At 70.6% G+C, this 13,476-nt stretch carries 15 protein-coding genes; all 15 read left to right on the plus strand.

Annotation, left to right across the window (positions count from 1 at the left end; genetic code table 11):
• The first annotated feature begins 350 nt into the window (after positions 1-350).
• The gene (gene hemB / locus ABT324_RS12820; RefSeq protein ID WP_351175651.1) at positions 351-1,334 is read left to right on the plus strand and encodes a porphobilinogen synthase; all 984 of its coding nucleotides are present in this window, start codon (positions 351-353) and stop codon (positions 1,332-1,334) included.
• Positions 1,331-1,921 (plus strand): hypothetical protein, encoded by a 591-nt coding sequence (locus ABT324_RS12825; protein WP_351175653.1) that lies wholly within the window; start codon positions 1,331-1,333, stop codon positions 1,919-1,921. Before hemB ends, ABT324_RS12825 begins: the two co-directional genes overlap by 4 nt.
• A 26-nt stretch (positions 1,922-1,947) precedes the next feature.
• Positions 1,948-2,433: a hypothetical protein gene (locus ABT324_RS12830; RefSeq protein ID WP_351175655.1), complete on the plus strand. Its 486-nt coding sequence runs from the start codon at positions 1,948-1,950 to the stop codon at positions 2,431-2,433.
• A 70-nt stretch (positions 2,434-2,503) separates the two neighbouring features.
• Complete coding sequence (locus tag ABT324_RS12835; protein WP_351175657.1) at positions 2,504-3,103, plus strand: hypothetical protein; 600 nt, start codon at positions 2,504-2,506, stop codon at positions 3,101-3,103.
• Positions 3,104-3,154: 51 nt separating this feature from the next.
• Positions 3,155-3,871 (plus strand): hypothetical protein, encoded by a 717-nt coding sequence (locus ABT324_RS12840; RefSeq protein ID WP_351175659.1) that lies wholly within the window; start codon positions 3,155-3,157, stop codon positions 3,869-3,871.
• Positions 3,871-4,281 (plus strand): hypothetical protein, encoded by a 411-nt coding sequence (locus ABT324_RS12845; protein WP_351175661.1) that lies wholly within the window; start codon positions 3,871-3,873, stop codon positions 4,279-4,281. The genes ABT324_RS12840 and ABT324_RS12845 overlap by 1 nt, the downstream gene beginning before the upstream one ends.
• Positions 4,278-4,712, plus strand: coding sequence for a transport-regulating membrane protein Mce1N (gene mce1N / locus ABT324_RS12850; RefSeq protein ID WP_351175663.1), 435 nt, complete (start codon positions 4,278-4,280; stop codon positions 4,710-4,712). The genes ABT324_RS12845 and mce1N overlap by 4 nt, the downstream gene beginning before the upstream one ends.
• Before the next feature lie 427 nt (positions 4,713-5,139).
• Positions 5,140-5,478 carry a hypothetical protein gene (locus ABT324_RS12855; protein WP_351175665.1) on the plus strand — a complete coding sequence of 113 codons (339 nt, stop codon included), beginning with the start codon at positions 5,140-5,142 and terminating at the stop codon, positions 5,476-5,478.
• Between the two features lie 148 nt (positions 5,479-5,626).
• Complete coding sequence (gene hemL / locus ABT324_RS12860; RefSeq protein WP_502949735.1) at positions 5,627-6,898, plus strand: glutamate-1-semialdehyde 2,1-aminomutase; 1,272 nt, start codon at positions 5,627-5,629, stop codon at positions 6,896-6,898.
• Positions 6,895-7,533, plus strand: coding sequence for a histidine phosphatase family protein (locus ABT324_RS12865; RefSeq protein WP_351175669.1), 639 nt, complete (start codon positions 6,895-6,897; stop codon positions 7,531-7,533). The genes hemL and ABT324_RS12865 overlap by 4 nt, the downstream gene beginning before the upstream one ends.
• Positions 7,530-8,120 (plus strand): TlpA family protein disulfide reductase, encoded by a 591-nt coding sequence (locus ABT324_RS12870; protein ID WP_351175671.1) that lies wholly within the window; start codon positions 7,530-7,532, stop codon positions 8,118-8,120. The genes ABT324_RS12865 and ABT324_RS12870 overlap by 4 nt, the downstream gene beginning before the upstream one ends.
• Before the next feature lie 173 nt (positions 8,121-8,293).
• Complete coding sequence (locus ABT324_RS12875) at positions 8,294-9,079, plus strand: cytochrome c biogenesis CcdA family protein (RefSeq protein ID WP_351175673.1); 786 nt, start codon at positions 8,294-8,296, stop codon at positions 9,077-9,079.
• A complete protein-coding gene (gene resB, locus ABT324_RS12880; RefSeq protein WP_351175675.1) occupies positions 9,079-10,701 on the plus strand; it encodes a cytochrome c biogenesis protein ResB in 1,623 nt (540 codons plus the stop codon). The genes ABT324_RS12875 and resB overlap by 1 nt, the downstream gene beginning before the upstream one ends.
• Complete coding sequence (ccsB, locus tag ABT324_RS12885; RefSeq protein WP_351175677.1) at positions 10,701-11,702, plus strand: c-type cytochrome biogenesis protein CcsB; 1,002 nt, start codon at positions 10,701-10,703, stop codon at positions 11,700-11,702. Before resB ends, ccsB begins: the two co-directional genes overlap by 1 nt.
• A gap of 236 nt (positions 11,703-11,938) precedes the next feature.
• Positions 11,939-13,441 (plus strand): AAA family ATPase, encoded by a 1,503-nt coding sequence (locus tag ABT324_RS12890; protein ID WP_351175679.1) that lies wholly within the window; start codon positions 11,939-11,941, stop codon positions 13,439-13,441.
• Positions 13,442-13,476: the final 35 nt, after the last annotated feature.

The raw sequence follows: 13,476 nt of genomic DNA on the forward strand, positions 1-13,476 counted from the left end.
GGGATGGTGGTTCCAACGACCGTTGCCGCTCACGAGGGTGGGTGTGTACTCGTGAGTGGGGATGGTGGTTCCAACGACCATTGCCGCTCACGAGGGGGGAGCGTGCACTCGTGAGTGCTGATGGTGGTTCTTACGACCATTCCCGCTCACGAGGGTCGGCGTGTACTCGTGAGTGGCGATGGTGGCTCCAACGACCGTTGCCGCTCACGAGGGGTGACGTGCGCTCGTGAGTGGGGATGGTCGTTGTTGCGACCGTTGCCGCTCACGAGGGTTGGCCCTTGACCGTCTGGTTCGTCGGGGTGGCTACGCTCGGGGGGTACCCCCTGTCGAGCTGCTTGGGGAGTTGCTGGATGTATCCCTCGCACCGTCCGCGTCGGCTCCGCCGGAATCCGGCACTGCGTCGACTGGTTTCCGAGACCTCCGTGGAACCGCGGCAGCTGGTGCTGCCGATGTTCGTGCGGGAGGGCATCGACGAGCCCGCGCCGATCGCTTCGATGCCCGGTGTCGTGCAGCACACCCGCGACTCGCTGCGCAAGGCCGCCGTCGACGCGGTCAGCGCCGGTGTCGGCGGGTTGATGCTCTTCGGCGTGCCCGCCGAGCGGGACGCGGTGGGGTCCGGGGCGGTCGACCCGGACGGCATCCTCAACGTCGCGCTGCGCGACCTGCGCGCCGAACTCGGCGACGACACCGTGCTGATGGCCGACCTGTGCCTGGACGAGTTCACCGACCACGGGCACTGCGGTGTGCTGGACGAGGACGGGACCGTCGACAACGACCGGACGCTGCAGATCTACGGCGAGATGGCCGTGGTGCAGGCGCAGTCCGGGGCGCACGTGGTTGGGCCCAGCGGCATGATGGACGGCCAGGTCGGCGTGATCCGCGACTCGCTGGACGCGACCGGCTTCGGCGACACCTCCATCCTGGCCTACTCGGCCAAGTACGCCTCCGCCTTCTTCGGCCCGTTCCGGGAGGCGGTCGACTCGCAGCTCCAGGGCGACCGCAACACCTACCAGCAGGACCCGGCCAACGGGCGCGAGGCGCTGCGGGAGGCCGACCTGGACCTGGCCGAGGGCGCCGACATGGTGATGGTCAAGCCCGCCCTGTCCTACCTCGACGTGCTGCGCGACATCGCCGGCGTGGCCGACGTGCCGGTGGCCGCCTACCAGGTGTCCGGCGAGTACGCGATGATCGAGGCCGCCGTCGCCAACGGGTGGCTGGACCGGCAGCGGACCGTGCTGGAGTCGCTGACCTCCATCCGGCGGGCGGGCGCGGACATCGTCCTCACTTACTGGGCCACCGAGGCCGCGCAGTGGCTGCGGGGCGCTAGCGCATGACCGACCCGGGGCAGCACATCGACGCGTTCGGTCGGCCGAAGCCGGAACCGGAGCCGAAGGTGCCGCAGTCGCTGCTGGTAGCGCGGTGGTTGTGGATCGGGACGGTGCTGATCGGCATCGTGCAGGCCTTCGTCCAGCTCGCCGACCGCACCAGGCTGATCACCGAGCTGCGGCAGCTGAACCCGGAGCTGAGCCAGCAGGAGCTCGACGCCGCGGCCAACAGCGGGATCATGTTCGCCCTGCTGCTCAAGGCCCTGCTCCTGATGGTGTACGTGATGCTCACCAAGCGGTTGCTGGAGGGGCGGAACTGGTCGCGGGTCGTGCTCACCGTGTTCGGCGGGTTCGGCGTGTTCAACGCGCTGATCACGGTGCTGACCGTCGGCGTGTTCGGCACCGCGATGATCCAGGAGCTCACCGGGATCGGCGTCAGCTGGTTCGATGCGCTGTTCTCGCTGGTCGTGGCGGGCATCGAGGTGGCAGCGATCGTGTTCATGTTCCGGTCGGACGCCAACCGCTACATCCGGGAGTCGGGGCAGCGTTTCCGGGCTGCGGGGTACCAGCCGCGCCTCGGCCGTCCGTGGCGCTGACCCCGGACCGGTCATAACCTGGGCATGTGACGTCGCAGGAGCACGGCTCCGCGGTCCGGCCGGACCGGCCGGGCACGATCGACGGCGCGTTCTGGGCGGGCATCGCCAGCGTCGTGGTGGGCTTCGCCATCCTCGCCATTTCCTTCCTGACGGTCTCGGACGCCGAGCTGCAGGTGGTGGTGGAGGAGGCCGCGGCGCAGGGCCAGCAGCTCACCCCGGAGCAGGCCCGCGCCGTCTACACCGGGGTGGCGGTGCTGGTCGCCGCGGTCGTGGCGGTCATCGCGGCGCTGTGGATCCTGTTGCTGTTCTTCCTGCGCAGGGGCCGCAACTGGGCGCGGATCGTGATCACGGTGGTGGGCGCGGTGTGGATCGTGCTCACCATGCCGTCGCTGGCCGGTGGGACAGTCGGCGGGATCGGCACGTCGCTGCTGGCGCTGCTGCAGGTGCTGACCGTGGCGGCGACGCTCGTGCTCGCCTACCTCGCGCCGTCGAACGAGTACCTGCGGCGCTGAGGAACGTGCGCGTGGTCTCGGCTTGCCGGAACTGGTGGACCGGGGTCGATCACCGCTCTACTGTCCACTCGTGACATCGCCGCAGAACCCGTGGCAGCCGAACCAGCAGTTCGCGCCGCAGCAGCAGTACCCCGCTCAGCCGCAGCAGTTCGGCTACCCGCAGCAGCACGGGTACCCGCAGCACGCCTACCCCCAGCAGCACGTGCCGCTGACCCCGCCCGGCGGACTCGTCTTCGCCAGCTGGATGGGTGCGGTGTGGGCGCCGATCTCCGCGGTGCTGCACCTCGTCGGTTTCGCGATCTCGACGATGGAGATCCTCGACTACGGGTCCGCCCCGGTGCTGCCGATCCTGATCAACGGCGTGCTGGCCCTCGGCGTGGCGGCGTGCGCGGTGTTCTGGGTGGTGTTCGCCGGAGGACTGCGCAAGGGCGGCAACTCCGCGCGGGTCACGCTCGTCGTGCTCGACATCGCCTGGATGCTCTACCTGCTCTACGCGGCCGTGATGTTCGTGCTGAGCCTCGACGGCGACTTCGGGTTGATCATCGACTACCCGGTCCTGCTGATGTCCATCGCTGACCTGCTGATTTCGCTGACCGCCACGGTCCTGTTCCTCTGCCTGGTGTTCGGCAAGAACGCGAACGCGTACGTCAAGGCGATGACCGGGCGGTGAGTTTGTCCAACCAAGTGGACAGCACATGAGTCGTGTTCATACTGTTTGCCGGTGACTTCACCGCAGAACCCATGGCAGCAGGGCGGGTACCCGCAGTACCCGCAGGGAGGCACGCCGTCCGGCGGCTTCCCGCAGCAGCAGTACCCCCAGGGCGGGTACCCCCAGCAGCCGCAGGGCGGCTACCAGCAGCAGAACCCCTACGCGGCGCCGCCGGTGCCCGCGCAGGAGATGGCCCCGGTCCCGCGGCCGATGACCGTGGAGATCGCCTTCTGGATCGCGATCGCGGTTCCGCTGCTGGTGACCGTCCTGTCCGTCGTGAGCTTCATGACGCTGCAGGGCTACCTGAACGACACGATCGCTGGCGTGACCGCGGACCCGGAGCTGCCCAGCGAGTTCCAGGACGGCGTTTCCTCGTTCGTCAACGGGATCATGCTGATCACCTTCATCTTCATGACGGTGATCTACCTGATCCTGACCGGGCTGTGGATCCTGTTCGGCTTCAAGATGCGCGCCGGCCGGAACTGGGCGCGGGTCACGCTCACCGTCTTCGCCTCGATCTGGGTGCTCAGCTCGATCATGAGCCTGATCCAGGGCGGCAGCACCGCGACCTTCACCGGTGACATGCCGGACATCGCGCTGCCCACGTCGTACTACGTGATGACCTACATCCAGGGCGGGCTCGGGCTGCTGTCCATGGGCGGGTTCATCACGCTGGTCTTCCTGCAGCCGTCGAACTGGTTCTTCAACGCCTCGCGCCGCACCTACTGATGCCACGACCGCTCCGCTGCTCCATCGTCCTGTGGTGGACGGTGGCGTTCCTGCTCCTGCTGCAGGCCGGGCTGATGTGGTCCGGTCGCGCCGAGCTCGTGCAGCAGCTCGGCGTCCAGCAGCAGCTGGCACCGGAGGACGCGGCGGAGCGGGCGCAGCAGATGATCGTGGCCAACACCGGGATCGCCGTCGCGCTCGCGGCGGCTTACCTGGGGTTCGGGATCGCGCTGCACAAGCGGCGCTCGTGGGGGCGGATCGGGGTGACCGGGTTCGCCCTGCTGCACCTGGTGCTCGTGCTGGGGTCGGGGGCGGTGTTCAGCGTGCACACCATCCTGCTCGTCCTGGGGGGAACGGCTGCGGTGTTGTTGTGGCGGGCACCTTGCACGGAATGGCTGACGGGTGAGCGATGAGCGGACCGGTGCTGTACTCGGAACGCGGTAGCAGTTGGTGGCCGGTCCTGTGGGGCCCGGCGTTCGCGCTGCTGGGGTTCGGGGTCGAGGCGTTGACGCCCGGCCCGTTGAGCCCGTGGATGTGGACCCTCACCGGCGGCCTGCTGGCCGTCGCGGCGGCGGTGTGGGTGCAGGGCCGACGTCGTCTGGTGTCGGTGCGGCTGACCCCGGACGAGCTCGTGCTCGGGCGCGAGGAGGTCGAGGTCAGCCGCATCGCGGCGGTCACCGACGTCGGAGCCCCGGTGGGCGCTCGGGTGCTCGGCGGTAGTTGGACGGTCCCGAAGGGCACGGGCGAGGTCCCGCTCCGCCTCACCGACGACAGGGTCGTCCTGGCCTGGGCCAAGGACCCCCAAGCCCTCGCCACGTCCCTCACCAAGCTCGTCGAGAAGTAGCCCCGAACCAGGTTCCCTGCGCTTCTGACCAGGGCAGATCCAGTCCTGAGAGGAACCGGCAGCTGGTTGGGCTCACGGGTCGATCGCACTGCAATCGCACCCCACTCCACCCCGCCTCAACCCACTCCACCTCATCCCGCCTCACCCCACTCCACCCCGCCTCAACCCACTCCACCTCATCCCGCCTCACCCCACTCCACCTCACCTCATCCACCGAGGCACGACCACCCGCCCAACCGACTCGGGCTCCGCAGGACATTCACAGTTTCAGTTGAAACTGTAACCAGGGGTGACGAGGCCGCAGTTTCAATTGAAACTGCGAAATCCCGTGGCTGGGTGCCGCAGTTTCAATTGAAACTGCGGTTTCGGGTGGGTGCCGGGGTGCGGTGTTCGGTGGGGGTGCGGGGGCCGTGAGACGCTCTTGGGCGTGACCACTCCGGAACCGTGGCCTGCGGACGGGCCGAAGTTCAGCGCCGAGACCCTGGAACGCGCCGAGCCGCGGGGGCGGTTGCACCAGCCGTGGCGGGCCGCCGTGGCCGGGATCGAGCTGGTCGTGGCCGTGGCGCTGGTGGCCGTCGGCTGGTGGGCGTGGCAGCACGGCACCGTGACCATCTACCTGCCCGGGCCGCAGGGCGCGATCGACGTGGTCACCCGCTCGATCGGGAGCTGGTTGGCCGCCGCGGTGGCCGCTGGGACGGTCGCCGGGTTGCTGCTGCTCGACGCGATCCGGCAGGTGACGCTCGCCCTGCGGGCCCGCCGCCGGTAGCCGTCGGCGCTGCCGACCAGCACGGGAGCGGGTGCGGAGCTCGGGGTGCGGCAGGTCACCGAGCTGCGCCTGTCAGACTGGGGGCGTGACAGCTTCTGCGAACCCCGCATCGAATCCGAACCACGATCCGGCTCCGCGGTCGCGGCAGCTGTTCGACCGCGCGCAGGCCGTGACGCCGGGCGGCGTCAACTCGCCGGTCCGCGCGTTCCACTCGGTCGGCGGCACACCCCGGTTCATGGTTCGCGGCGAGGGCCCCCACCTGTGGGACGCCGACGACAACCGCTACGTGGACCTGGTGTCCTCGTGGGGGCCGATGATCAACGGGCACGCGCACCCGGACGTGGTCCGCGCGGTGCGGGAGGCCGCTTCGCACGGCCTGTCCTTCGGCACGCCCGGGGTCGGTGAGATCGACCTCGCACAGGAGATCATCGACCGCGTCGAGCCGGTCGAGCAGGTCCGCCTGGTCAACTCGGGCACCGAGGCGACGATGAGCGCCGTCCGGCTGGCCCGCGGGTTCACCGGCCGCCAGAAGATCGTCAAGTTCGCCGGTTGCTACCACGGGCACGTCGACGCGCTGCTGGCCAGCGCCGGGTCCGGGGTGGCGACGCTGGGCCTGCCGACCTCGCCGGGCGTCACCGGCGCGCAGGCCGCCGACACGATCGTGCTGCCCTACAACGACCTCGACGCGGTGCGGCAGGTCTTCGCCGAGCAGGGCGACGAGATCGCCTGCGTGATCACCGAGGCCGCGGCGGGCAACATGGGTGCCGTCGCGCCGCTGCCCGGTTTCAACCAGGGCCTGCGCGAGACCACCCGCTCGGCCGGGGCGCTGCTGATCATGGACGAGGTCATGACCGGCTTTCGGGTCTCCCGCGCGGGCTGGTTCGGTGTCGACGGCGTGGCTGGTGACCTCTACACCTTCGGCAAGGTGATGTCCGGCGGGCTGCCCGCCGCCGCCTTCGGTGGCCGGGCCGACGTGATGGACCGGCTGGCCCCGTCCGGCCCGGTGTACCAGGCGGGCACGCTGTCCGGGAACCCCGTCGCGGTGGCCGCTGGGCTGGCGAACCTGCGGGCCGCCGACGACGAGGTGTACGCGGCGCTGGACCGCAACGCCGAACGGCTCGGCGAGCTGCTCGGCTCGGCACTCACCGAGGCGGGCGTGCCGCACCAGGTCGCTCGCGCGGCCAACATGGTCAGCGTCTTCTTCAGCGAGACCCCGGTGCACAACTACGAGCAGGCGCAGGCCCAGCAGACCTGGCGCTTCCCGCCGTTCTTCCACGCGCTGCTCGACCGCGGCGTCTACCCGCCGCCGAGCGCGTTCGAGAGCTGGTTCGTGAACGCGGCGATGGACGAGGCCGCGTTCGAGGTGATCGCCGACGCCCTGCCGCACGCGGCCCGGGCCGCCGCGGAGGCGACCGAATGACCACCTCGGAGCGGACCGTCGTGCACTTCATGCGCCACGGCGAAGTGCACAACCCGGAGGGCATCCTCTACGGGCGGTTGCCCGGGTACCGGCTGTCGGACCGCGGTGAGCAGCAGGCGAAGATCGTCGCCGAGTTCCTCGCCGGGCGCGACGTCGTGCACGTGGTCGCTTCGCCGTTGCAGCGCGCGCAGCAGACCGCCAAGCCGATCGGCGGGACCTTCCAGGTCGACGTGGCCACCGACGAGCGGCTGATCGAGTCGGAGAACCGGTTCGAGGGGTTGAAGGTCTCGGTCGGTGACGGCGCGCTGAGCTCGCCGAAGCACTGGCCGAAGCTCTGGAACCCGCTGCGGCCGTCCTGGGGCGAGCCCTACCTGCAGATCGCGCACCGCATGCTCGGTGCCGCGCACCGCGCCCGCGCGGCCGCGGCCGGGCACGAGGCGGTGTGCGTGTCGCACCAGCTGCCGATCTGGACGCTGCGCCGGTTCCTGGAGGGCAAGCCGATGTGGCACGACCCGCGTCGGCGCCAGTGCTCGCTGGCGTCGCTGACCAGCCTGGTGTTCCGCGGCGAGGAGCTGGTGCGGATCGCCTACGTGGAACCGGCCGGAGCAACCGATCCGAAGGTGACAGGGGCATGAGGAAGCTGTGGGTACGCCTGGGCCTGGTGGCCGCGGCGGTGGCGCTCGTCGGCGGGTGCGCGACGCAGGGCGAGGACGCGGTGGCCAGCGGCGGTGAGTTCACCTTCGTCTCGCCCGGTGGGCAGACCCGCCTCTTCTACAGCCCGGACGAGCGCGGCCGGGTGTCCGGGCTCGGTGGCGAGGACCTGCTGAACGAGGGCCAGCAGCTCGGCCTGGACAACTTCAAGGACCAGGTCGTGGTCCTCAACATCTGGGGCTCGTGGTGCGGGCCGTGCCGGGCCGAGGCCGACGACCTGCAGGCCGTGCAGGACAAGGCTGGGCCGAAGGGCGTGCAGGTGCTCGGCATCAACGTGCGGGACAGCCGCTCTGCGGCGCTGGACTTCCACCGCGACCGCGGGCTGACCTACCCGTCGATCTACGACCCGTCCGGGCGTTCGCTGCTCGCGCTGCGCCAGTTCCCGCGCAGCACCGTCCCGGCGACGATCATCCTGGACCGCCACCACCGCGTCGCCGCGGTCTTCCTGACCGCGATGCTGGAGAGCGAGCTGCTCCCCGAGGTCGAGAAGGTGGCCGCCGAGCCGGCGTGACGTCCGGGGCGGCTGTGACGCTCGCCTCGCGGGCCCTGGGGTCCCGAAAAGCCGGGACCTATGGCCCTGGTGGGGCTCCGTCGTGCCTGGGCAAGCCCGTCACCAGCGAAGATGTGGTCCCGTTCACCGAGCCCGGTGCGTCGCGGTGGTCTTGACTTTCCTACCCTCGAGGTGTGAACCCCACCGAGCTCGCCCAATCCGGCCCGCTGTTGCTCGCGGCTGTGGTGGCGGTGCTCGCCGGGGCGATCAGCTTCGCCTCCCCGTGCGTGGTGCCGCTGGTGCCCGGCTACCTGGCCTACCTGGCCGGAGTCGTGGGCGCTGAGACCCCGCCGGTGGACGCCGCCGAGGACAAGCTCTCGCGCAGCGGTCGCTGGCGCGTCGCCGGTGCGGCGCTGCTGTTCGTCGCCGGGTTCACCGTCGTCTTCGTCGCCGGGACGATGCTGCTGCTCGGCCTGTCGGACGCGTTGCTGGCCAACGAGCTCCTGCTGCAGCGGATCGGTGGCGTGATCACCGTCGCGATGGGCCTGGTGTTCCTCGGGCTGGTCCCCTCGCTGCAGCGCGACGTCCGCATCCACCGGGTGCCGCGCGCCGGGATCTGGGGAGCTCCGCTGCTGGGCGCGGTGTTCGGCCTGGGCTGGACGCCGTGCATCGGCCCGACGCTGGCGGGTGTGGCCTCGCTCGCCGTCGCCACCGAGGCGTCCTCGTCCGGCACCGCGGGGCGCGGTGTCCTGCTGATCGCCGCCTACTGCCTGGGCCTGGGGTTGCCGTTCGTGCTGCTGGCCCTCGGCGCGCGGTGGGCGCTGCGCAGCGCGGGCTGGCTGCGGCGGAACGGACGTGCCATCCAGATCGCAGGTGGCGTGCTGCTGGTCGTGGTCGGCCTGCTGCTCGTCACCGGTTTGTGGGGAGAGTTGATCGCCTTGCTGCGTGGCCCGATCGCCGGATACGAGACGATCCTCTGATGCGCGGCCACCTGAAGACGGCACTGGCGTTCCTGCGCAACACCTGGCGCGGGTTGACGTCCATGCGCACCGCGCTGGTGCTGCTGTTCCTGCTCGCCCTGGCCGCCTTGCCGGGCGCGCTGATCCCGCAGCGCTCGCTGAACACCACCGAGGTCGACCGGTACTTCGCCGAGTACCCGACGCTGGCGCCGATCCTGGACAAGCTCGGTGCTTTCGAGGTGTTCGGTTCGGTCTGGTTCGCCTCCATCTACGTCCTGCTGTTCATCTCGCTGATCGGCTGCCTGCTGCCGCGCTGCTACGAGTACTACAAACAGTGGCGCAGCAAGCCGGTCCGCACCCCGCGCAACCTCTCCCGGATGCCGCACCACGAGCAGGCCACCCTCGACGCCTCGGTCGACGAGGTGATGGCCAGCACCCGGACCCGGCTGCGCGGGTGGCGGATGGTCGAGCGGGAGGAGGACGACGGCGCGAAGTCGATCAGCGCCGAACGCGGGTTCCTGCGCGAGATCGGCAACCTCGTCTTCCACTTCGCCCTGGTGGGGCTGCTGGTCGGCGTCGCGGGCGGCAAGCTGTACGGCTACGAGGGCCAGGTCATCGTGGTGGCCGACGGCTCCGAGTTCTGCAACTCCGGCACCTACAACTACGACTCCTTCCGCGCCGGGCTCACCGTCGACGGCACCCAGCTCTCCCCGTTCTGCGTCCGCGTCGACGACTTCGACATCCACTACCAGCCCAACGGCCAGGTCGGCGACTACCAGGTGGGCCTGAAGTACCAGTCCGGCGAGGACCTGGAGAACAACACCTGGCAGCCGTACCTGCTGCAGGTCAACCACCCGCTGCGCACCGCGGGCGACCGTATCTACCTGACCGGCAACGGCTACGCGCCGCGCTTCACCGTCACCTTCCCGGACGGCCAGCAGCGCACCAACGTCATCCAGTGGCAGCCCGCCGACCCGGCGACGATGCTCTCGCAGGGCGCAACCAAGTTCGACCCACCCGGGGTGCTCGACGAGGAGCAGCGCCGCAAGAGCCAGATCGCCGTCACCGGGCTGTTCGCGCCCACCGCCGCGTTCGACGGCGCCATCCTCAGCTCCCGCTTCCCGGACCTGCTGGACCCGGCCGCCGCGGTCGACGTGCTGCGTGGTGACCTCGGGCTCGACTCCGGCCGCGGCCAGTCGATCTTCGGCGTCGACCAGTCCATGGTGGACCAGGGCAGGCTGCAGCGGGTGGCCCGCGAGAACCTGCGCGTCGGCGAGGAGGTCCGCCTCGACGACGGCACCACCGTCCGCTTCGACGGCGTCGAGCGCTGGGCCAACCTGCAGGCGTCGCACGACCCGTTCCAGCCGTGGGTGCTGTTGTTCGCCGTGCTGGTCATCTTCGGCATCAGCACCTCGCTGATGATCAAGCGCCGCCGGGTGTGGGTCCGCGCGGCGCCGCACCCGGACCAGGACGGATCCGGTTCCGCACGTACCGTTGTCGAAGTCGGCGGGCTCGCCCGCACCGATCAAGCTGGCTACGGCGAGGAGTTCACCAGGCTCGCCGCCGACCTCCTCGGCACGGGGGTCGACCACTCGCCGAAGTCCCGCGCGGCCACTGGCCCCGCGCGCGAAAGGAAGAGCTGATGCCGGTCAACCAGACGCTGTCGACCTACAGCGACATGGCCTACGCCACCTCGGTGGTGGTCTACATCCTGGCGATGCTGCTGTACTTCGCGGAGTTCTCCCGCGGCCGCGCCGGAACGGTCGCCCGCAGCCGCGAGGCGGCGCTGGTCGGTGCGGGTGACTCGGGCGCCACCTCGACCCCGGTCGTCGGGCACCTGCCCGCCCCGGAGAAGCGCCCGTTCTCGGAGCGGCTGGGCGGCATGGCCGTCGCCATGACCTCGCTCGGTGCGGTGATCCACTTCGCCTCCCTGCTGTTGCGCGGTCTGGCCACCGGTCGAGTGCCGTGGGGAAACATGTACGAGTTCGGCTCGGCGATCTCGCTGGCCGCGGTGGTGGCCTGGTTGGTCGTGCTGTTCCGGCAGACGCGCACCGCTCGCCGCGACACGACCTCGAGCCAGCTGCGCGGGCTCGGCGGGTTCCTGATGCTGCCGGTGGTGCTGCTGCTCTTCCTGTCCGGCACCATCCTCTACGCGCAGGCGGCACCGCTGATCCCGGCGCTGCAGTCCTACTGGATCGTGATCCACGTCGCCGCGGCAATCATCTCCAGCGGGGTCTTCGTGTTCGGCGGGGTGGCGAGCCTGCTGTACCTGGTGCGCTGCCGGTACGAGAACAACCCGCTGAAGATGACCAAGGTCGGTTCGCGGCTGCCCACCAGCCAGGCGCTGGACCGGGTCGCCTACCGCGCCACGGTGATCATCTTCCCGGTGTGGACGTTCGCCATCGTCGCGGGCGCGATCTGGGCGGAAGCGGCCTGGGGCCGGTTCTGGGGCTGGGACCCGAAGGAGACCTGCTCCTTCGTCGCCTGGGTCGTCTACGCCGCGTACCTGCACGCCCGCGCCACCGCGGGCTGGCGCGGGGTGCGCGCCGCGTGGATCAACGTGCTCGGCCTGGCCGTCATGATCTTCAACCTGTTCTTCGTGAACATCGTCGTCGCCGGTCTTCACTCGTACGCTGGACTGTGAGCGGGTGATCGGTGCCCTCCGGGGCGCGGCTCGGAGCCCGTCGCGCGCGGCGGGCTCCGCAACGTCGAGTCCGCCACCTGCGCAATTCACGCCCGGTCGGCGAACGGAACCGGGGGAATCGACCGCCCACCCCCGGTGACTGGTGGGGCTGCCTGCGACTACCGTGCCTTGCGGAGACGGGGAGTTCTCGATTCGGTCCGGCAGGGCCCGGCTCGATCGCAGGAGGGACGGCAACGGTGACCGGACAGTACGAAGAGCCCGAGACGCGACGGAACGCGGGGGCCACCGCGGCGCAGGCCGACGGCGCGGACGTCGAGTCCGGCAGCGCGGGGTCGGCACCCGATGGCCAGTACGTCGAGCCGGAGACCCGGCCGGCGCACCCCACCCCGTCGTACGTCGACCCGTCGCAGGTCGACCAGTCCGGAAACCCGGTCGGCGACGCGCCGCAACCGTACTACCCGGGTGGCGCCCCGGCCTTCCCCGACCCGAACCAGTCCGGGCCGCAGCAGGCCTACCACCCCGACCCGTCGGCTTCCGGCCCGCACCCGCAGGCGTCCGGACCGCACCAGGTCCCGGGCGCGCAGTCGGGCCCGTACCCGGTCTCCGGTGGACCCTCCGGCCCGTACCCGCCGGTGTCGGGCGGGCCGTCCGGTCCGTACGCGCCGGTGTCCGGCGGGCCGTCCGGCCCGTACCCGACCGGTGCCCAGCAGTTCCCGCAGGGCGGACCGCAACCCGGTCCGCAGCAGCCGTACTCGTCATACCCCCAGGCTGCCCCGAACGGCCGCCCCGGGGATCAGCCATCTGGCCAGGACCTCTCGTCCGCCCAGCTGCTCCGGCAGACCAAACGGCCTCCCCAGTCCGGGTGGCGCAAGGCCGTCTACCTGGCCAGCGGGAAGACGGTCAACTTCGGCGAGGGCCCGGCCGACCGGCGCCGCCGCGAGCTGATCGGCCGGATCAACCAGCCGCTGCAGGGCTGCTACAAGATCGCGATGCTGAGCCTGAAGGGCGGCGTGGGCAAGACCACCACGACCGCCACCCTCGGCTCCACGTTCTCCTCGCTGCGCGGCGACCGGGTGATCGCGGTGGACGCCAACCCGGACCGCGGCACCCTGGCGCAGAAGATCCCGCTGGAGACCACCGCGACGGTGCGGCACCTGCTGCGGGACGCGCACCGGGTCCGCAAGTACAGCGACGTCCGCGCCTACACCTCGCAGGGCCCGTCCCGGCTGGAGGTGCTGGCCAGCGAGCAGGACCCGGCGGTCTCGGAGGCGTTCAGCGAGGACGACTACCGGCGCACCGTCACGATGCTGGAGCACTTCTACAACGTGGTGCTCACCGACTGCGGCACCGGCCTGATGCACTCGGCGATGAAGGGCGTGCTGGACCTGGCCGACTCGCTGGTGATCGTCTCCTCCAGCTCGATCGACGGCGCGCGCAGCGCATCGGCCACCCTGGACTGGTTGGACGCGCACGGCTACGGCGACCTGGTGGCGCGGTCGGTGGCGGTGATCAACTCGGTGCGCCCGGCGTCCGGCAAGGTCGACGTGGACAAGCTGGCCGCGCACTTCAGCTCGCGGTGCCGCGCCGTGTCGAAGATCCCGTTCGACCCGCACCTGGAGGAGGGGGCCGAGGTCGAGCTGGACCAGCTCAGCGCCCCCACCCGGATGGCGCTGCTGGAGCTGGCCGCGACGGTGGCCGACGACTTCCCGCACGCGCCCGGCCGGAACCGGCAGGGCTGACCGGCGGTTCAGTGGAACGGCACCTGCCGGGGCAG

Origin of the sequence: Saccharopolyspora sp. NPDC000359, assembly GCF_040300525.1 — a bacterium.
Classification (GTDB): domain Bacteria; phylum Actinomycetota; class Actinomycetes; order Mycobacteriales; family Pseudonocardiaceae; genus Saccharopolyspora.